Origin of the sequence: Caulobacter sp. (assembly GCF_965279145.1) — a bacterium.
GTDB lineage: Bacteria > Pseudomonadota > Alphaproteobacteria > Caulobacterales > Caulobacteraceae > Caulobacter.
This window is the reverse complement of record NZ_OZ257139.1, coordinates 361,364-373,585: the sequence shown is the minus strand read 5'-3', so window position 1 is coordinate 373,585 and position 12,222 is coordinate 361,364. Positions and strand designations below refer to the sequence as shown.

Here is a 12,222-nt window from a genome sequence, read left to right as displayed (position 1 = left end):
TTGGCTTCAACGGATCTGCGTCGCATCTCGCTTCTGGCCGGCTTCAGCCTGCTGCTGTTCCTGATCACTGCCTCGACCTACGGTTCGCTGGGCGTGATCCTGCCCACGATGATCGGCGAGCTGCACTGGAGCTTCGAGAAGGCGTTCCTGGGCTTTTCGGTGCTGGGCGTCTTCACCGGCGCGTCGTCGTGGTTGCCGGCCATCCTTATCCGCAGGATCGGCGTGCGCGGCACCCTGCTGCTGGGCTCGGTCGTGCTGGGCGCGGGGCTGCTGGGCTTCGCCGGTTCGGAGAGTATCGCGCGCTACTATATCGGCGCGGCCCTGTGCGGGATCGGCTTCCAGATGGCGGCCCTGATTCCCGGCACCCACGTGCTGTCGGCGCTGTATCGCCAGCGGGCCCTGCCGTTCGGGATCTATTTCACCTTCGGATCCCTGGGCGGCGTCGCCGGCCCGTGGATGGCGCTGTCGATCATGGGCGCGACGCACAATGACTGGCGCGCCTACTGGCTGGTGCAGGCCGTGCTGGCCTGTGTGGTTGGCCTGATCTGCGCGGGTCTGGTCGGCGGGTCCAAGTGGCTGGCGGCGGCCGCTCACGAGGTCGATATCGAGGTCGAGCAGGCGGCCCGCGCGGCCCCCGCCGACGCGCGGGTGTATCGCACGTCGCACGAGTGGACGGTGAAGGCGGCCCTGCGCACGCCGCAGTTCTACGTGCTGGCGGCGGCCTACTTTACCCACCTGCTGACCGGCGTGACGGTGGCCAGCCTGTCGGTGAGCCATCTGAGCGAGATCGGCGTCGCCGCCGGCGTGTCGGCCGTGGCGGCGGCCGCCATCGCGGCCAAGATGCTGAGCTTGGAATCGCTGATGCAGACCCTGGCCCGGCTGGGGGGCGGCTTCCTGGGCGACCGGATCGATCCCAAGTGGCTGCTGGTCGGCGCGCAGGCCATGCTGGTGGCCGGGCTGCTGGCCCTGGCCCAGGCGACGACCCTGCCGCTGATGCTGCTCTACGCCCTGGGCACCGGTGTGGGCTTTGGCCTGACCGTGCTGGCTGTGACCGTGCTGCTGCTCAACTACTATGGCCGGCGAAGCAATCTGGAGCTCTTTTCCCTGACCTGCCTGGTCGGAGCCGTTTCGGCGGCGGGGCCGTTCATCGGCGGGTTCATGCGCGACCGGCTGGGGGGCTTCGCGCCGACCTTCCAGATCTTCGCGGCGGTGATCGCCGTGGTGTTCGTGGCGGCTGTCTTCATGCGCCCGCCCGCCGCGCCGACCGACATGGTCGACGTCCCGGAGTAACGGGTCCGGCGGCTCGGCCCTGAGGGACGCGCCGGGAGTACCGGCCAAGAAAAAGCCGCCCCGGTTGCCCGGGGCGGCTCGATCCTGCGTCGATGACGCGGGACTTTTCTTAGAACGCGGCCTTCAGGCTGACCGTGACGCGGTCGCCGTAGATCTTGCCGTAGCCGTGCTCGTCGGTGTCCGAGTAGCGCAGGTCAGCGGCCAGTTGGCTGGTGATGGCGTAGGTCGCGCCGATGTTCCAGGTGTTGTAGTCGCCGTAGTTCTTGATTTCCTGGTGACCCAGGGCGGCGCTCACCGACAGCTTTTCAGCAACCGGAACCGAACCGTTCACTTCGTAGTAGAACGCGTTACCGCCCTTGCCAGGGAATTCCGGCGAGTAGTAGCCGGCGACGCCGAGCGTGGCCGGGCCGAAGGCGCGCGAGGCGGCGGCCTTCAGTTCGACGTAGCTGAACGAACCGGGGGTCATGCCCTTGTCGTCGACATAGCCGTAATAGATGACGCCGAGGTCCAGGTTGGTGCCGGCGACAACCGGCTTCACGCCAGCGTACAGGTCGATTTCAGCGGTGGGGTCATCGGCGCCGAAGTCGACGTTCGAGGCCCAGACGCCAGCGTAGCCGATGCCGTAGGTGGCGTCGACGCCGCCGAAGATTTGCGGGTCTTCCTGGGTGTTGCTGACGCCGCGGAACACGTAGTCGCTGGCGACGCCAACGTTGTACGAGAGCTTCAGCTCTTCGGCCATGGCGGCGCCGCTCAGGGCGACGGTGGCAGCGGCGGCGGCCAGCGAGATCTTCATGAGGTTCATCTGTGGTATCCCCTTGTCTGTGTCGCTTTATCAGGGCTCGCCCCGATATCGACGGCGCCTGCAAGCGCACTTAGCCGACGGCCGATTAGCCGTTGACCATCCCGTAGTTGCAATCAAGCCAGACGAAGCGCTAGTCCGAACAGTGTTATTCGACTAAAGTTTGGGCGCAGTGTGACGAAATTGCTTCAGATTCATCGCAGGAAGCCACAGTTGTCTATAACGCTTGTTTAACCTTTATCTGTGGCTTCAGCGCATCGAAAGACTCGCGCCGCCCAGGTGCAGGCCGCCGTCCACCAGCAGGGTTTCACCCGTTACGTGGCGTGAGGCGGGCGAGGCCAGAAACACCGCCGCGCCGGCGATATCCTCGGCGGTCGAGGCCACCTTGAGCGGGGTCGCGGCGGCCGCGCCGGCCCGCAGACGGTCCACCCGTTCAGCGTCCATGGCCTTGCCGAACCAGGGCGTATCAATGAATCCGGGGCATACGGCGTTAACCCTGATGTGTGGCGCCAGAGCCCGCGCTAGCGACAGGGTCATGGTGGTCATCGCGCCCTTCGACGCCGCGTAGGGAATCGACGAGCCGTTGCCGACGACCCCTGCGATCGACGAGGTGTTGACCACGGCGCCCGGCTGCGGCGCGGCCTCGAGCAGCGACCGCGCCGCCCGCGTCATCTGGAAGGCGCCCACGACATTGACGCTGTAGAGCCGCAGGAAATCCTCGGCGTTCACCGCGTCCAGATCGGCGTGGTTGGGCGCGAACTTGGTCACGCCGGCATTGTTGAACAGCGCATCGATTCGCCCGGTCGACGCCGCGGCCTGGGCGATGGCCTGGCAGTCGGCGTCCACCGCGACATCGCCCTGGGCCAGCACGGCCCTGGCGCCCAGAGCCTCGACCATCTGGGCGGTTTCCTCGGCCTCCTCGGCGCTCCGGGCGAAGTTGACGACCACCAGGCCCGCGCCGCGCCCGGCGACTTCCAGGGCGATGGCCCGGCCCAGCCCCGTGGAGGCCCCGGTGACAACCACCGTAAAGCCGTCGAAATCCCGTCCCGTCATGGCGATCCTCCCGCGTTCGAACACGTGTTTGGACTTTTGTAGCGACACGGCGTCCGCTTGTCTCGCGGACCGGAGACGCCTAAATCCCGCCGATGACAGATCTCAACGTCACCCAACTCGGCCGCATGGTCGATGCGCCTGAAAGCCCTGAAGCGGCGATCCTCGAGCGCGTGCCCAATCCGCAGTCCGACGTGCTCTATTTGGCGCGCTTCGTCGCCCCGGAATTCACCTCGCTGTGCCCCGTCACCGGCCAGCCGGACTTCGCGCATCTGGTCATCGACTATGCGCCCGGCGATTGGCTGATCGAGAGCAAGTCGCTGAAGCTGTATCTGACCAGCTTCCGCAATCACGGCTCGTTCCACGAGGACTGCACGGTGAAGGTGGCTCGCAAGATCGTCGAGATCGCGCAGCCCCGCTGGCTGCGCATCGGCGGCTACTGGTATCCGCGCGGCGGCATCCCGATCGACGTGTTCTGGCAGACGGGCCCGGCGCCGGAAGGCCTTTGGGTGCCCGACCAGGGCGTCGCGCCCTATCGTGGCCGGGGCTGATCTAACCCTTCGACAGGCGGCGGCGGTTGGCGCGGACCTTCTTGCGCAGGTGCGTGAGCGAGCGCGCGGCCACCGCCGTCGGGTTGGCGCCCAACTGACCGGTCATGGCCAGCATCGGCAGGGTCATGGCGGCCGTCACCTTCTCGCCAACCATGAGCCGGATTTCCGCATCGGCCGCCGCGCCGCCGGCGGCGATCTTCAGCGTTCGCATCCCGATCACCGACGAGGCTTCCAGCCCCATCGCCCAGGCGTCCCAGGCCATGCCGGCCCAAGGGTTGTCGCGTCGTTTCATGGTCGCCTCCTCGGCTTGCCTCTCGACAACGCGCGACGAGGCGTTTTCGACCTAGCCGGGCGTCCATTCGGTCGTGATCGCCGCCACGTCGGGGCGAACGCGCTCCTGCGGCTGCTCGGTGGTCGTGCCCAGATAGAGGTAGCCGGCCACCTGTTCGCCGGCCTCGACGCCCAGGATCTCCAGCGCGCGGGGGTCATAGGAATACCAGTCGGTGATCCAGTTGGCGCCATAGCCCATGGCGGGCGCCGCCAGCAGCAATTGTTGGCACACCGCCGACGCGCTCTGGCGCTGCTCCCATTCCGGGATCTCGCCGGGGATGTGGCGCGAGATCACCACCACGCAGATCGGCGGGCGCGTCAGCTTGCGCAGGGCGGCGTTGGCCTTGGCCGGATTGGCCTGGCTATCGGCCAGGGTGGTGATCTTCGCGGCGAAGGCGTCCTTGGCCGGCCCGCGCAGGATGACGAACCGCCACGGCGCCAGCTTTCCATGGTCGGGCACGCGGACGGCCAGGCGAAGCAGGTCGGCCAGTTCGGCGTCGCTGGGACCGGGCGCGGTCAGGGCCATGGCCGAGGCCGATCGGCGACGCGCCAGATAGGCCAGCACTTCGGGAACGGCTTGCACGGGCAGGGTCTCGCCAAACTCCGGCGCGGGGGGGACGGAACCGGTCAAGACGATCTCCTCGAAGCGATGTACTGCAGGTCTACCTATGGCCGGGGTTCGGCCGCCACAAGTCGCGAGACGGCATGTCCGACAAACCCGCCTGGCTGAAGTCGCACGGAACGCCCTGGAGCGTACGCTCGGAAAAGATCGTTTACGACAATCCATGGATCACCGTGACCGAGTATCAGGCCACGGCGCCGACGGGGCGGCCGGCGCTGTACGGCAAGATCGGGTTCAAGAACCAAGCGATCGGCATCGTGCCGCTGCACGACGACGGCACGGTGACCCTGATCGGCCAGAACCGCTTTTCCCTGGCCAACTACAGCTGGGAGCTGCCCGAGGGCGGCGCGCCCATGGGCGAGGATCCGCTGGACGGCGCCAAGCGCGAACTGGCCGAGGAAGCCGGGCTAGAGGCCTCCGACTGGCGGCTCATCCTGCGGCTGGAGCTTTCCAATTCGGTCACCGACGAGCGCGGATACGGCTATCTCGCCCTGGGGCTCACCCCCACCCAAACCGAGCCGGACGAGACCGAGGACCTGGCCGTCGTGCGCGTCCCCTTCACCGAGGCGCTGGACGCGGCGGTGGCCGGCCACATGCCCGACGCGTTGACGGTGGCGTTACTGCTTCGGGTGCACCATATGGCGGTCAGGGGAGAGCTTCCGAGCGATCTTGCCCGGCTTGTGCTAGGATAGGCGCGACCGGGCGAAGGCATGGCCTTTCCCAAAGGGACTAGAGCGTTTCCAAAAAGGATGCTCTAGTGCCGCAAGGCAGAGGGAGAGCCCGGTGGCTAAGCATCTGGAAGTCGTCACGGAGCAGTCGACGCCCCCCGTATGGGCCGCGCTGCGCAACCAGGCCGAACACGCCGCCAAGGCCGAGCCGGCCCTGGCCTCGCTGCTCAACGCGGTGATCCTCAGCCACGACAACATCGCCGACGCCCTGACCTTCCAGCTGGCGCGCAAGCTGGGCGACCAGGAAATGCGGGCCATGACAGCGCGTGAGTTCGCGGCGGAAGCCTTCTATTCCGATCCGGCCCTGATCGCCGCCGCCGAGGCCGACCTGATGGCCGTGTTCGAGCGTGATCCCGCCTGCAAGGGCTACGTCCAGCCGTTCCTGTTCTTCAAGGGCTTCCTGGCCCTGCAGACCCACCGCGTGTCGCACTGGCTGTGGAACGAGGGCCGCGAGACCCTGGCCTTCTACCTGCAGAGCCGCGCCAGCGAGGTCTTCCAGGTCGATATCAATCCCGCCGCCCGCATCGGCCAGGGCGTATTCATCGACCACGGCACCGGCATCGTCATCGGCGAGACGGCGGTGGTCGGCGACGACGTCTCGATGCTGCACGGCGTGACCCTGGGCGGCACCGGCGCCGAGCGCGGCGACCGTCACCCCAAGATCGGCCGCGGCGTGCTGCTGGGCGCGGGGGCCAAGGTACTGGGCAACATCACGGTCGGCGACTACGCCAAGGTGGCGTCGGGTTCGGTGGTGCTCAAGCCCGTGCCGCCGCACTGCACGGCCGCTGGCGTTCCGGCCCGCATCGTCAACTGCCCGACCTGCGACGAGCCCGCCCGGACCATGGACCACACCCTGGCCGAGGCCGTGTACGACTACGTCATTTAAGGTTTGGGTGATCTGAGTGCGGTTTGGTTTCTGGAAGGGCCTGGCCCTCGCGGCGCTGCTGACCGCGAGCGTTTCCGCGCCGGCCCTGGCCGAAAAGCCGCGCCAGTACGGCTACACGGTGGTGAAGGCCTATCCGCATGACGCCGGAGCCTTCACCGAGGGCCTCTTCTGGCGCGACGGCTTTCTGTATGAGAGCACGGGCCTGGAAGGCCGCTCGTCGATCCGCAAGGTGACGCTGGAGACCGGCCTGCCCGAGCAGGAGCGGCTGGTGGAGTCCCGCTATTTCGGCGAGGGGATCATCGACTGGAAGGGCAAGCTGATCGAGCTGACCTGGAAGGACCAGATCGGCTTCATCTATGACCTGGCCAGCTTCGAGAAGCTCGGCGAGTTCAGCTATCCCGGCGAAGGCTGGGCCCTGACCCGCGACGACAGCCGGATCATCATGAGCGACGGCACGTCGTTTCTGCGGTTCCTGGATCCCGAGACCCTGAAGGAAACCGGCCGCGTCCAGGTGACCGACGACGGCAAGCCTGTGGATAACATCAACGAGCTGGAGTGGGTGAAGGGCGAGGTCCTGGCCAATATCTGGCAGACCGACCGTATCGCCCGCATTGATCCCAGGACGGGCCACGTGACGGGCTGGATCGACATGAGCGGTCTGCTGAGCCCAGCGGACCTGGTGGGCCCTGTCGATGTGCTGAACGGCATCGCCTATGACGCGGCGGGCGACCGGCTGTTCGTCACCGGCAAGCTGTGGCCCAGGCTGTTCGAGATCAGGCTGACGCCGAAATAATCTTGGATCCTTTCCCAGAGGGAGAGGAGGGACCCGCCGCGCAGCGGTGGGAGGTGAGGGGGGCGCCCATGGCCAATTCTACCCCGGAAGCTGCGGCGGCGGTTCAGCGCGAACGCCTGACAGGCTGTAGCACCTCACCCTCCCACGCCCTTTGGGCGGGGGCCCCTCCCTCTCCTTATAGGAGAGGGGTCGTGTAGGGCGATCCTCATTGGTCGCCACCCCATAGGCTACCGCCGTCCAGATGACGGTGAGGGCGAAGAGCTGAACGGGGGTTATGCGGTTGGGCATGTCCGCCTTATCCCGCAGTTGAATCCGTCGCGATAACGACTTATCCGTCGGCCTTCTGTGAGGTTTCATCACATGGCTCGCCGCGCCCTGCCGTCGCTGAACGCCCTGCGGGCCTTCGAGGCCTTCGCGCGGCATGGACGGATGACCCTGGCCGCTGACGAGCTGTGCGTCACGCATGGCGCGATCAGCCGGCAGATCCGCCAGCTCGAAGAACAGCTGGGCGTGCCCCTGACCGAGGGGCCGCGCTCGCGCCTGCGGATGACCGAGGCCGGGCTCAAGCTGGCCCAGGGCCTGTCGCCGGCCTTTGACCAGATCGAGGCCGCCGTGCCGCGCCCGCCGCAGGTTGGCCCGCGCCCGCTGGTAGTCTCTTGCCTGCCGACCTTCGCGATGAAGTGGCTGATCCCGCGTTTGCCGCGCTTCCAGGCGGCGCATCCGGATATTCCCGTGCGGGTCATGGAGTCCAACGGCCCCTTCGACTATCAAGCCGACGGTGTCGATCTGGCCATTCGCATGCGGACTTTGGGCCAGACCTATCCGCAGGACTCGCTCGAGACCCCGTTCATGGAGCACTTCCATGGGCCGGTGATGTCGCCCGAGCTGGCGGCCAGCATCGAGCCCACCCTGGCCAATATCTGCGCCTTGCCGCGTCTGCACACCCGCACCTTCATGGAAAGCTGGTCGGACTGGGCCCGAAAGATGCCGGGCGACCTGCCGGAGCCTGTCAGCCAGCAGGAGTTCGACCACTATTTCTATCTGATCGAGGCGGCGGCGGCCGGCCTGGGCGTCGCGGTCGGTCCGTGGGCTTTCGTGCAGCGCGACCTGGCCAGCGGCCGCCTGACCGCGCCGCTGGGATTTGTCTCCGGTGAGGCCGCGGTCGTCGCCCTCACCCCCATCGAGGGCTCGGCGCCGGCCGCGCTTCGGTTCCGCGATTGGCTGGTGGAGGAGGGGCGAAGCTCGCCCCTGCCGCCGACTTCGCCGGAAGCGGCTTGCGACTCCAGCGCGGAACGCTAGGTTCGCGTCGATACGCGCCACGGCGCCCAACGAGAAAACAGGAGCTCCCCGTGGACGCTGCATCCATCGAAAAGATCGAAAAGCATCTGAAGCGCACCTTCGGCAACCCGCACATCGCCGTGAAGGCGCGCCCGAAGCAGAAGGACTCCGCCGAGGTCGAAGTGGCCGGCGAGTTCATCGGCGTCGTCTTCCAGGACGAGGACGAGGACGGCTCGTTCATGTTCGAAATGGCGATCCTGGCCGAAGACCTCGACTAGACTTGATCCGCCGCGCGGCCGCTGATCAGGCGGCCGCCGGCGTTGATCGTCTTCCGTCCCCAGGCTTCGCATCGACCATGACCCATCTCCTGGATCGGCCGGTCTGGTCGGCGTTCACCGGTCGGCAGGCAGATGTCGCGATCCGGCGCGGCGGCGCCTTGCGCGTGCATCCAGACTTCGGCCTGTTCGCCGGGGCTGTGGATAACTCTGCCGAAGCGCTCGCCGATCTCGGCGACCTGGTGCGCGAGATGGGGTCCGTCGGCCTGATCGAGCTGGCCGCCCCGCCGCCCATTCCTGGGACCGAAGTCGTCTCCAGCGCCGTCTGCCTGCAGATGGTCGCCGAGACCGTCGTTTCGGCCTGGGAGGCCGCCTTCGAGCTGATACCGCTGGGCGACGCCGACGCGGCCGAGATGCTGGCCCTGGCCACCCTGACCAAGCCCGGCCCGTTCTTTTCGCGCACCCACCAACTGGGCAGCTTCATTGGCGTGCGCGTCGATGGCCAACTGGTCGCCATGGCCGGCGAGCGGATGCGGCCGGATGGCTTCACCGAGGCCAGCGGCGTCTGTGTCCATCCGGATCATCGCGGCAAGGGCTACGCCGCCCGTCTGCTGCGCGAGGTGACGGCCAGGATCCTGGCGCGTGGCGAGAAGGTCTTCCTGCACAGCTACGCCGACAACGCGACGGCCATCGGCCTGTACGAGTCGCTGAGCTATCGCGGCCGGCGCGAGGTGGTGTTCACGATCCTCCAGCCCGCCTAGTCGCCAAGAAAAACCCCGGAGGACGCTGGTCCTCCGGGGCTGATCCTGTCGGATGCGAGACGCTTCAGACGCTGGCCGTCTTGGCCGCCGCCTTGCGCGCCCAGCTGTAGAGCCCGAACACCACGATGGCCGCGGCGATCAGGGCCAGGATCATGCCGATGTGCTCGGACGGCGCGAACGGCACGGCCAGGGGCTCGCCCTTGTTGGTGGCCACGATCAGGCCGGCTAGGGCGACGTTGAACAGGCTTTCGCCGACGATGAAGCCCGAGGCGATCAGAACGCCCAGGCGCTTGGCCGGTTCGGCGGTTTTGTCCTTGGCCACCACCTTGTCATAGATCCAGCCGGCGACCGCGCCCACAACGACCGGGGCTGTGACCGAGCTGGGCAGGTAGATGGCCAGGCCCACGCCCAGGGGCGGCAGGCTGAGACGCCCGGCGCTGGACTTGCGCAGGATGGCGTCGACGATCACCAGCGCGATGCCGATCAGGGCTCCGACGCCCAGCAGGCTCCAGTTGAGGTCGCCGCCCAGCACGCCCTTGGCCAGGGTGGAGATCAGCGTCGCCTGGGGCGCGGCGAGGGGGTCATTGGAGATCGAGTCGAGGTTGGGCGCGCCGGCGAAGCCGTTGGAGCGGTTCAGCAGTTCAAGCACGAACGGGATCACGATGGCGCCGGCGATGACGCCGATCACCAGGGCGACCTGCTGCTTCCACGGGGTGGCGTCGACCAGTTGGCCGGTCTTCAGGTCCTGCAGGTTGTCGTTGGCGACGACAGCCACGGCCAGGACCACGGTGGTGACATAGAGGGCGAAGGCGACCAGGGCCTTGGTCACGTCGGGACCGATCACGCCGCGCGCGGCGGCGCCGACCATCAGCGAGGCGCCCAGCACGGTCAGGATGGCGATGCCGGAGACGGGGCTATTGGACGAGCCGATCAGGCCGGCCATGTAGCCGCAGACGGCGGCGGCCAGCAGGCCGGCGATCAGCACATAGCCGACGCCGATGGCGACCAGCGGAACGGTCAGGCTGGCGATCGGACCGCCGACCAGGAACTCGGCCAGGAACCAGCCGGCCGGAGCCAGCAGCAGCAGGGTGACCAGGCCGACGATGGTGATCGGGATGTCCTGTTCTGTGCGGGGAATGACCGCGCCGTCGACCTTGCGGGCCTTGCCGGCCTCCAGGGAGGAAATCAAGCCGCTCCAGATCGGACCGGCCAGCTTGCCCAGGGTCCAGATGGCGGCCGCGCCGATGACGCCGGCCCCCATGAAGCGGACCTCGGTCTTCCAGACGGTGAGGGCGTGCTTGGCGGCATCCGCGCCGGCGATCGGGTGCAGGGTGGTCATGATCGGCACCAGCACGCCCCAGGCGATGGCCAGGCCCGCGAACATGGCGACGCCGACGGTGATGCCCATCAGGTGGCCCGCGCCCATCAAGGCTAGCGAGCTTGACGCGCCCAGGCCGGTCGCGCCGGCTCCGGCCTTGAAGTAGCCCGCGACCTCGGCGGCGAAGATCTTGGCGGCGGCCAGGGCGGCGAAGGCGGCCGAAGCGATCGTGCCTGCGGCCACGGCCAGCAGACCGGCCTGACCTTCGGCCTCGCCGGCCCGCGAGCCGGTGCCGACCTTCAGCACTTCAGCGGCGGCGACGCCTTCGGGATAGGGCAGGTCGGAATTGCTGACCAGGGCCCGGCGCAGCGGGATGGTGTACATCACGCCCAGAATGCCGCCGACCGCGCAGGCGCCGAAGGTGGGCAGGAACGGAATGTGCGCCCACCAGCCGATCATCAGCAGGCCCGGCAGCACGAAGATCACCGACGACAGCGTCCCCGCCGCCGAGGCGATGGTCTGGACGATATTGTTCTCCTGGATCGTGGCCGTCTTGAAGGCCCGAAGCAGGGCCATCGAGATCACGGCGGCGGGGATCGAGGTCGCGAAGGTCAGGCCCACCTTGAGGCCCAGATAGACCTGGGCGGCGGTGAAGACCAGGGTGATCAGAATCCCCAGCAGGACGCCCCGGAGGGTGAACTCCGAGCGTGGTGCGGCGTCGGCCATGAAGCAGTCCCGAAACAGTTAAGGCGGCCGGACCTTGCACGTCCGACCGCCCGGAACTCAAGCGGGTATTTTCGCGCGAAAGCGCTGGGCGTCGCCGGTCTAGATGGGCCGGTTGGACGTTCCGGAGGCGGAAGGCGCGGCGCAGACCCGGGCCAGCTTGTCGGCCAGGACATCATCGGACTGGCGCTTGGCCAGCCGGGCGGCGGCGTCGCAACGCCCCGCGCGCACCAGGCCGGCGGCCACCCGCAGGCGCTGTTCGCTAAGCTCGCGTTCGCGGGTGTAGTTCACGAACGGATAGCCCGACGGCGTTCCGTGGGCGGTGTTGGAGCGGTCGAAGATGTTCCCCGCCACAGGGGCGGTGGGACGCGACTGGGCGCTGGCGGCGGTCGTGGCGGCCGCGAGCGCGGCGGCGGTCAACAGGATGGCGACTGACTTGCGCATGAAGATCTCCTTGAGGCGGTCAGGTGGCGGGCGCGGTGCAGATCTTCTTCACACCTGACGCTAGGCGGGCGTCCCGTTCCGCTCGCGCCAGCGCATAGGCTTCGGCGCAGCGGTTGGCATTGACGAGGGCGGCGGCGCGACGGGCGCGGATCCACTCTGGGCGGGTGGCCTTGATCCTGGCGGTGTCGGTCAGCGACTGGCGCCACATCTGGGTCAGTATGCTGCTGTCATTGAACGGGGTGCTGGGCGTTCGATAGGCTGCAGGCGGCGACCAAGGCGTCGAGGCGCTCTGGGCCTGGGCCCCGGTGGCCAGCAGCAGGGCGCCGGTGATGGCGGCGACGCCGATCGTGTTCAAAGTGCGCAAGGTCCGCTCC

15 protein-coding genes are annotated in these 12,222 nt (G+C 67.8%); 8 read left to right on the top strand and 7 right to left on the bottom strand.

What is annotated here, in order from left to right; translation table 11 throughout:
- Window positions 1–1,290 carry a CynX/NimT family MFS transporter gene (locus ACQY9P_RS01780; RefSeq protein WP_421736964.1) on the top strand — a complete coding sequence of 430 codons (1,290 nt, stop codon included), beginning with the start codon at window positions 1–3 and terminating at the stop codon, window positions 1,288–1,290.
- A 109-nt stretch (window positions 1,291–1,399) separates the two neighbouring features.
- Here ACQY9P_RS01780 and ACQY9P_RS01775 read toward each other — a convergent pair whose 3' ends face one another.
- Both ACQY9P_RS01775 and ACQY9P_RS01770 read right to left on the bottom strand, forming a co-directional pair.
- Window positions 1,400–2,092 (bottom strand): TorF family putative porin, encoded by a 693-nt coding sequence (locus ACQY9P_RS01775; protein WP_421736965.1) that lies wholly within the window; start codon window positions 2,090–2,092, stop codon window positions 1,400–1,402.
- 246 nt (window positions 2,093–2,338) lie between these two features.
- Complete coding sequence (locus tag ACQY9P_RS01770; protein WP_421736966.1) at window positions 2,339–3,142, bottom strand: SDR family NAD(P)-dependent oxidoreductase; 804 nt, start codon at window positions 3,140–3,142, stop codon at window positions 2,339–2,341.
- Window positions 3,143–3,234: 92 nt separating this feature from the next.
- On the opposite strand from ACQY9P_RS01770, the gene queF reads away from it, so the two are divergent.
- Window positions 3,235–3,690, top strand: coding sequence for a preQ(1) synthase (queF, locus tag ACQY9P_RS01765; protein WP_421736967.1), 456 nt, complete (start codon window positions 3,235–3,237; stop codon window positions 3,688–3,690).
- Window position 3,691: 1 nt separating this feature from the next.
- On the opposite strand, the gene ACQY9P_RS01760 is transcribed toward queF, so the two are convergent.
- Window positions 3,692–3,982: a hypothetical protein gene (locus tag ACQY9P_RS01760; RefSeq protein ID WP_421736968.1), complete on the bottom strand. Its 291-nt coding sequence runs from the start codon at window positions 3,980–3,982 to the stop codon at window positions 3,692–3,694.
- A 51-nt stretch (window positions 3,983–4,033) separates the two neighbouring features.
- Window positions 4,034–4,651: a nitroreductase family protein gene (locus ACQY9P_RS01755; protein ID WP_421736969.1), complete on the bottom strand. Its 618-nt coding sequence runs from the start codon at window positions 4,649–4,651 to the stop codon at window positions 4,034–4,036.
- 74 nt (window positions 4,652–4,725) lie between these two features.
- Here ACQY9P_RS01755 and ACQY9P_RS01750 point away from each other — a divergent pair, with 74 nt between their 5' ends.
- The 6 genes from ACQY9P_RS01750 (at window position 4,726) to ACQY9P_RS01725 (ending at window position 9,363) form a co-directional block, all read left to right on the top strand.
- A complete protein-coding gene (locus tag ACQY9P_RS01750) occupies window positions 4,726–5,334 on the top strand; it encodes an NUDIX domain-containing protein (RefSeq protein WP_421736970.1) in 609 nt (202 codons plus the stop codon).
- A gap of 91 nt (window positions 5,335–5,425) precedes the next feature.
- Entirely contained in the window at window positions 5,426–6,256 is an 831-nt protein-coding gene (gene cysE / locus ACQY9P_RS01745; RefSeq protein ID WP_421736971.1) for a serine O-acetyltransferase, read from the top strand.
- Window positions 6,257–6,272: 16 nt separating this feature from the next.
- Window positions 6,273–7,049: a glutaminyl-peptide cyclotransferase gene (locus tag ACQY9P_RS01740; RefSeq protein ID WP_421736972.1), complete on the top strand. Its 777-nt coding sequence runs from the start codon at window positions 6,273–6,275 to the stop codon at window positions 7,047–7,049.
- A gap of 360 nt (window positions 7,050–7,409) precedes the next feature.
- Window positions 7,410–8,348, top strand: coding sequence for a LysR substrate-binding domain-containing protein (locus ACQY9P_RS01735; RefSeq protein ID WP_421736973.1), 939 nt, complete (start codon window positions 7,410–7,412; stop codon window positions 8,346–8,348).
- 50 nt (window positions 8,349–8,398) lie between these two features.
- Entirely contained in the window at window positions 8,399–8,605 is a 207-nt protein-coding gene (locus ACQY9P_RS01730) for a DUF3126 family protein (RefSeq protein ID WP_062144725.1), read from the top strand.
- Between the two features lie 77 nt (window positions 8,606–8,682).
- Window positions 8,683–9,363 (top strand): GNAT family N-acetyltransferase, encoded by a 681-nt coding sequence (locus ACQY9P_RS01725; RefSeq protein WP_421736974.1) that lies wholly within the window; start codon window positions 8,683–8,685, stop codon window positions 9,361–9,363.
- Window positions 9,364–9,427: 64 nt separating this feature from the next.
- On the opposite strand, the gene ACQY9P_RS01720 is transcribed toward ACQY9P_RS01725, so the two are convergent.
- The 3 genes from ACQY9P_RS01720 to ACQY9P_RS01710 all read right to left on the bottom strand — a co-directional run bounded on the left by ACQY9P_RS01720 (window position 9,428) and on the right by ACQY9P_RS01710 (window position 12,212).
- The gene (locus ACQY9P_RS01720; RefSeq protein ID WP_421736975.1) at window positions 9,428–11,407 is read right to left on the bottom strand and encodes an OPT family oligopeptide transporter; all 1,980 of its coding nucleotides are present in this window, start codon (window positions 11,405–11,407) and stop codon (window positions 9,428–9,430) included.
- Between the two features lie 99 nt (window positions 11,408–11,506).
- Window positions 11,507–11,848 carry a hypothetical protein gene (locus ACQY9P_RS01715; protein WP_421736976.1) on the bottom strand — a complete coding sequence of 114 codons (342 nt, stop codon included), beginning with the start codon at window positions 11,846–11,848 and terminating at the stop codon, window positions 11,507–11,509.
- 19 nt (window positions 11,849–11,867) lie between these two features.
- Window positions 11,868–12,212: a hypothetical protein gene (locus ACQY9P_RS01710; protein ID WP_421736977.1), complete on the bottom strand. Its 345-nt coding sequence runs from the start codon at window positions 12,210–12,212 to the stop codon at window positions 11,868–11,870.
- Window positions 12,213–12,222: the final 10 nt, after the last annotated feature.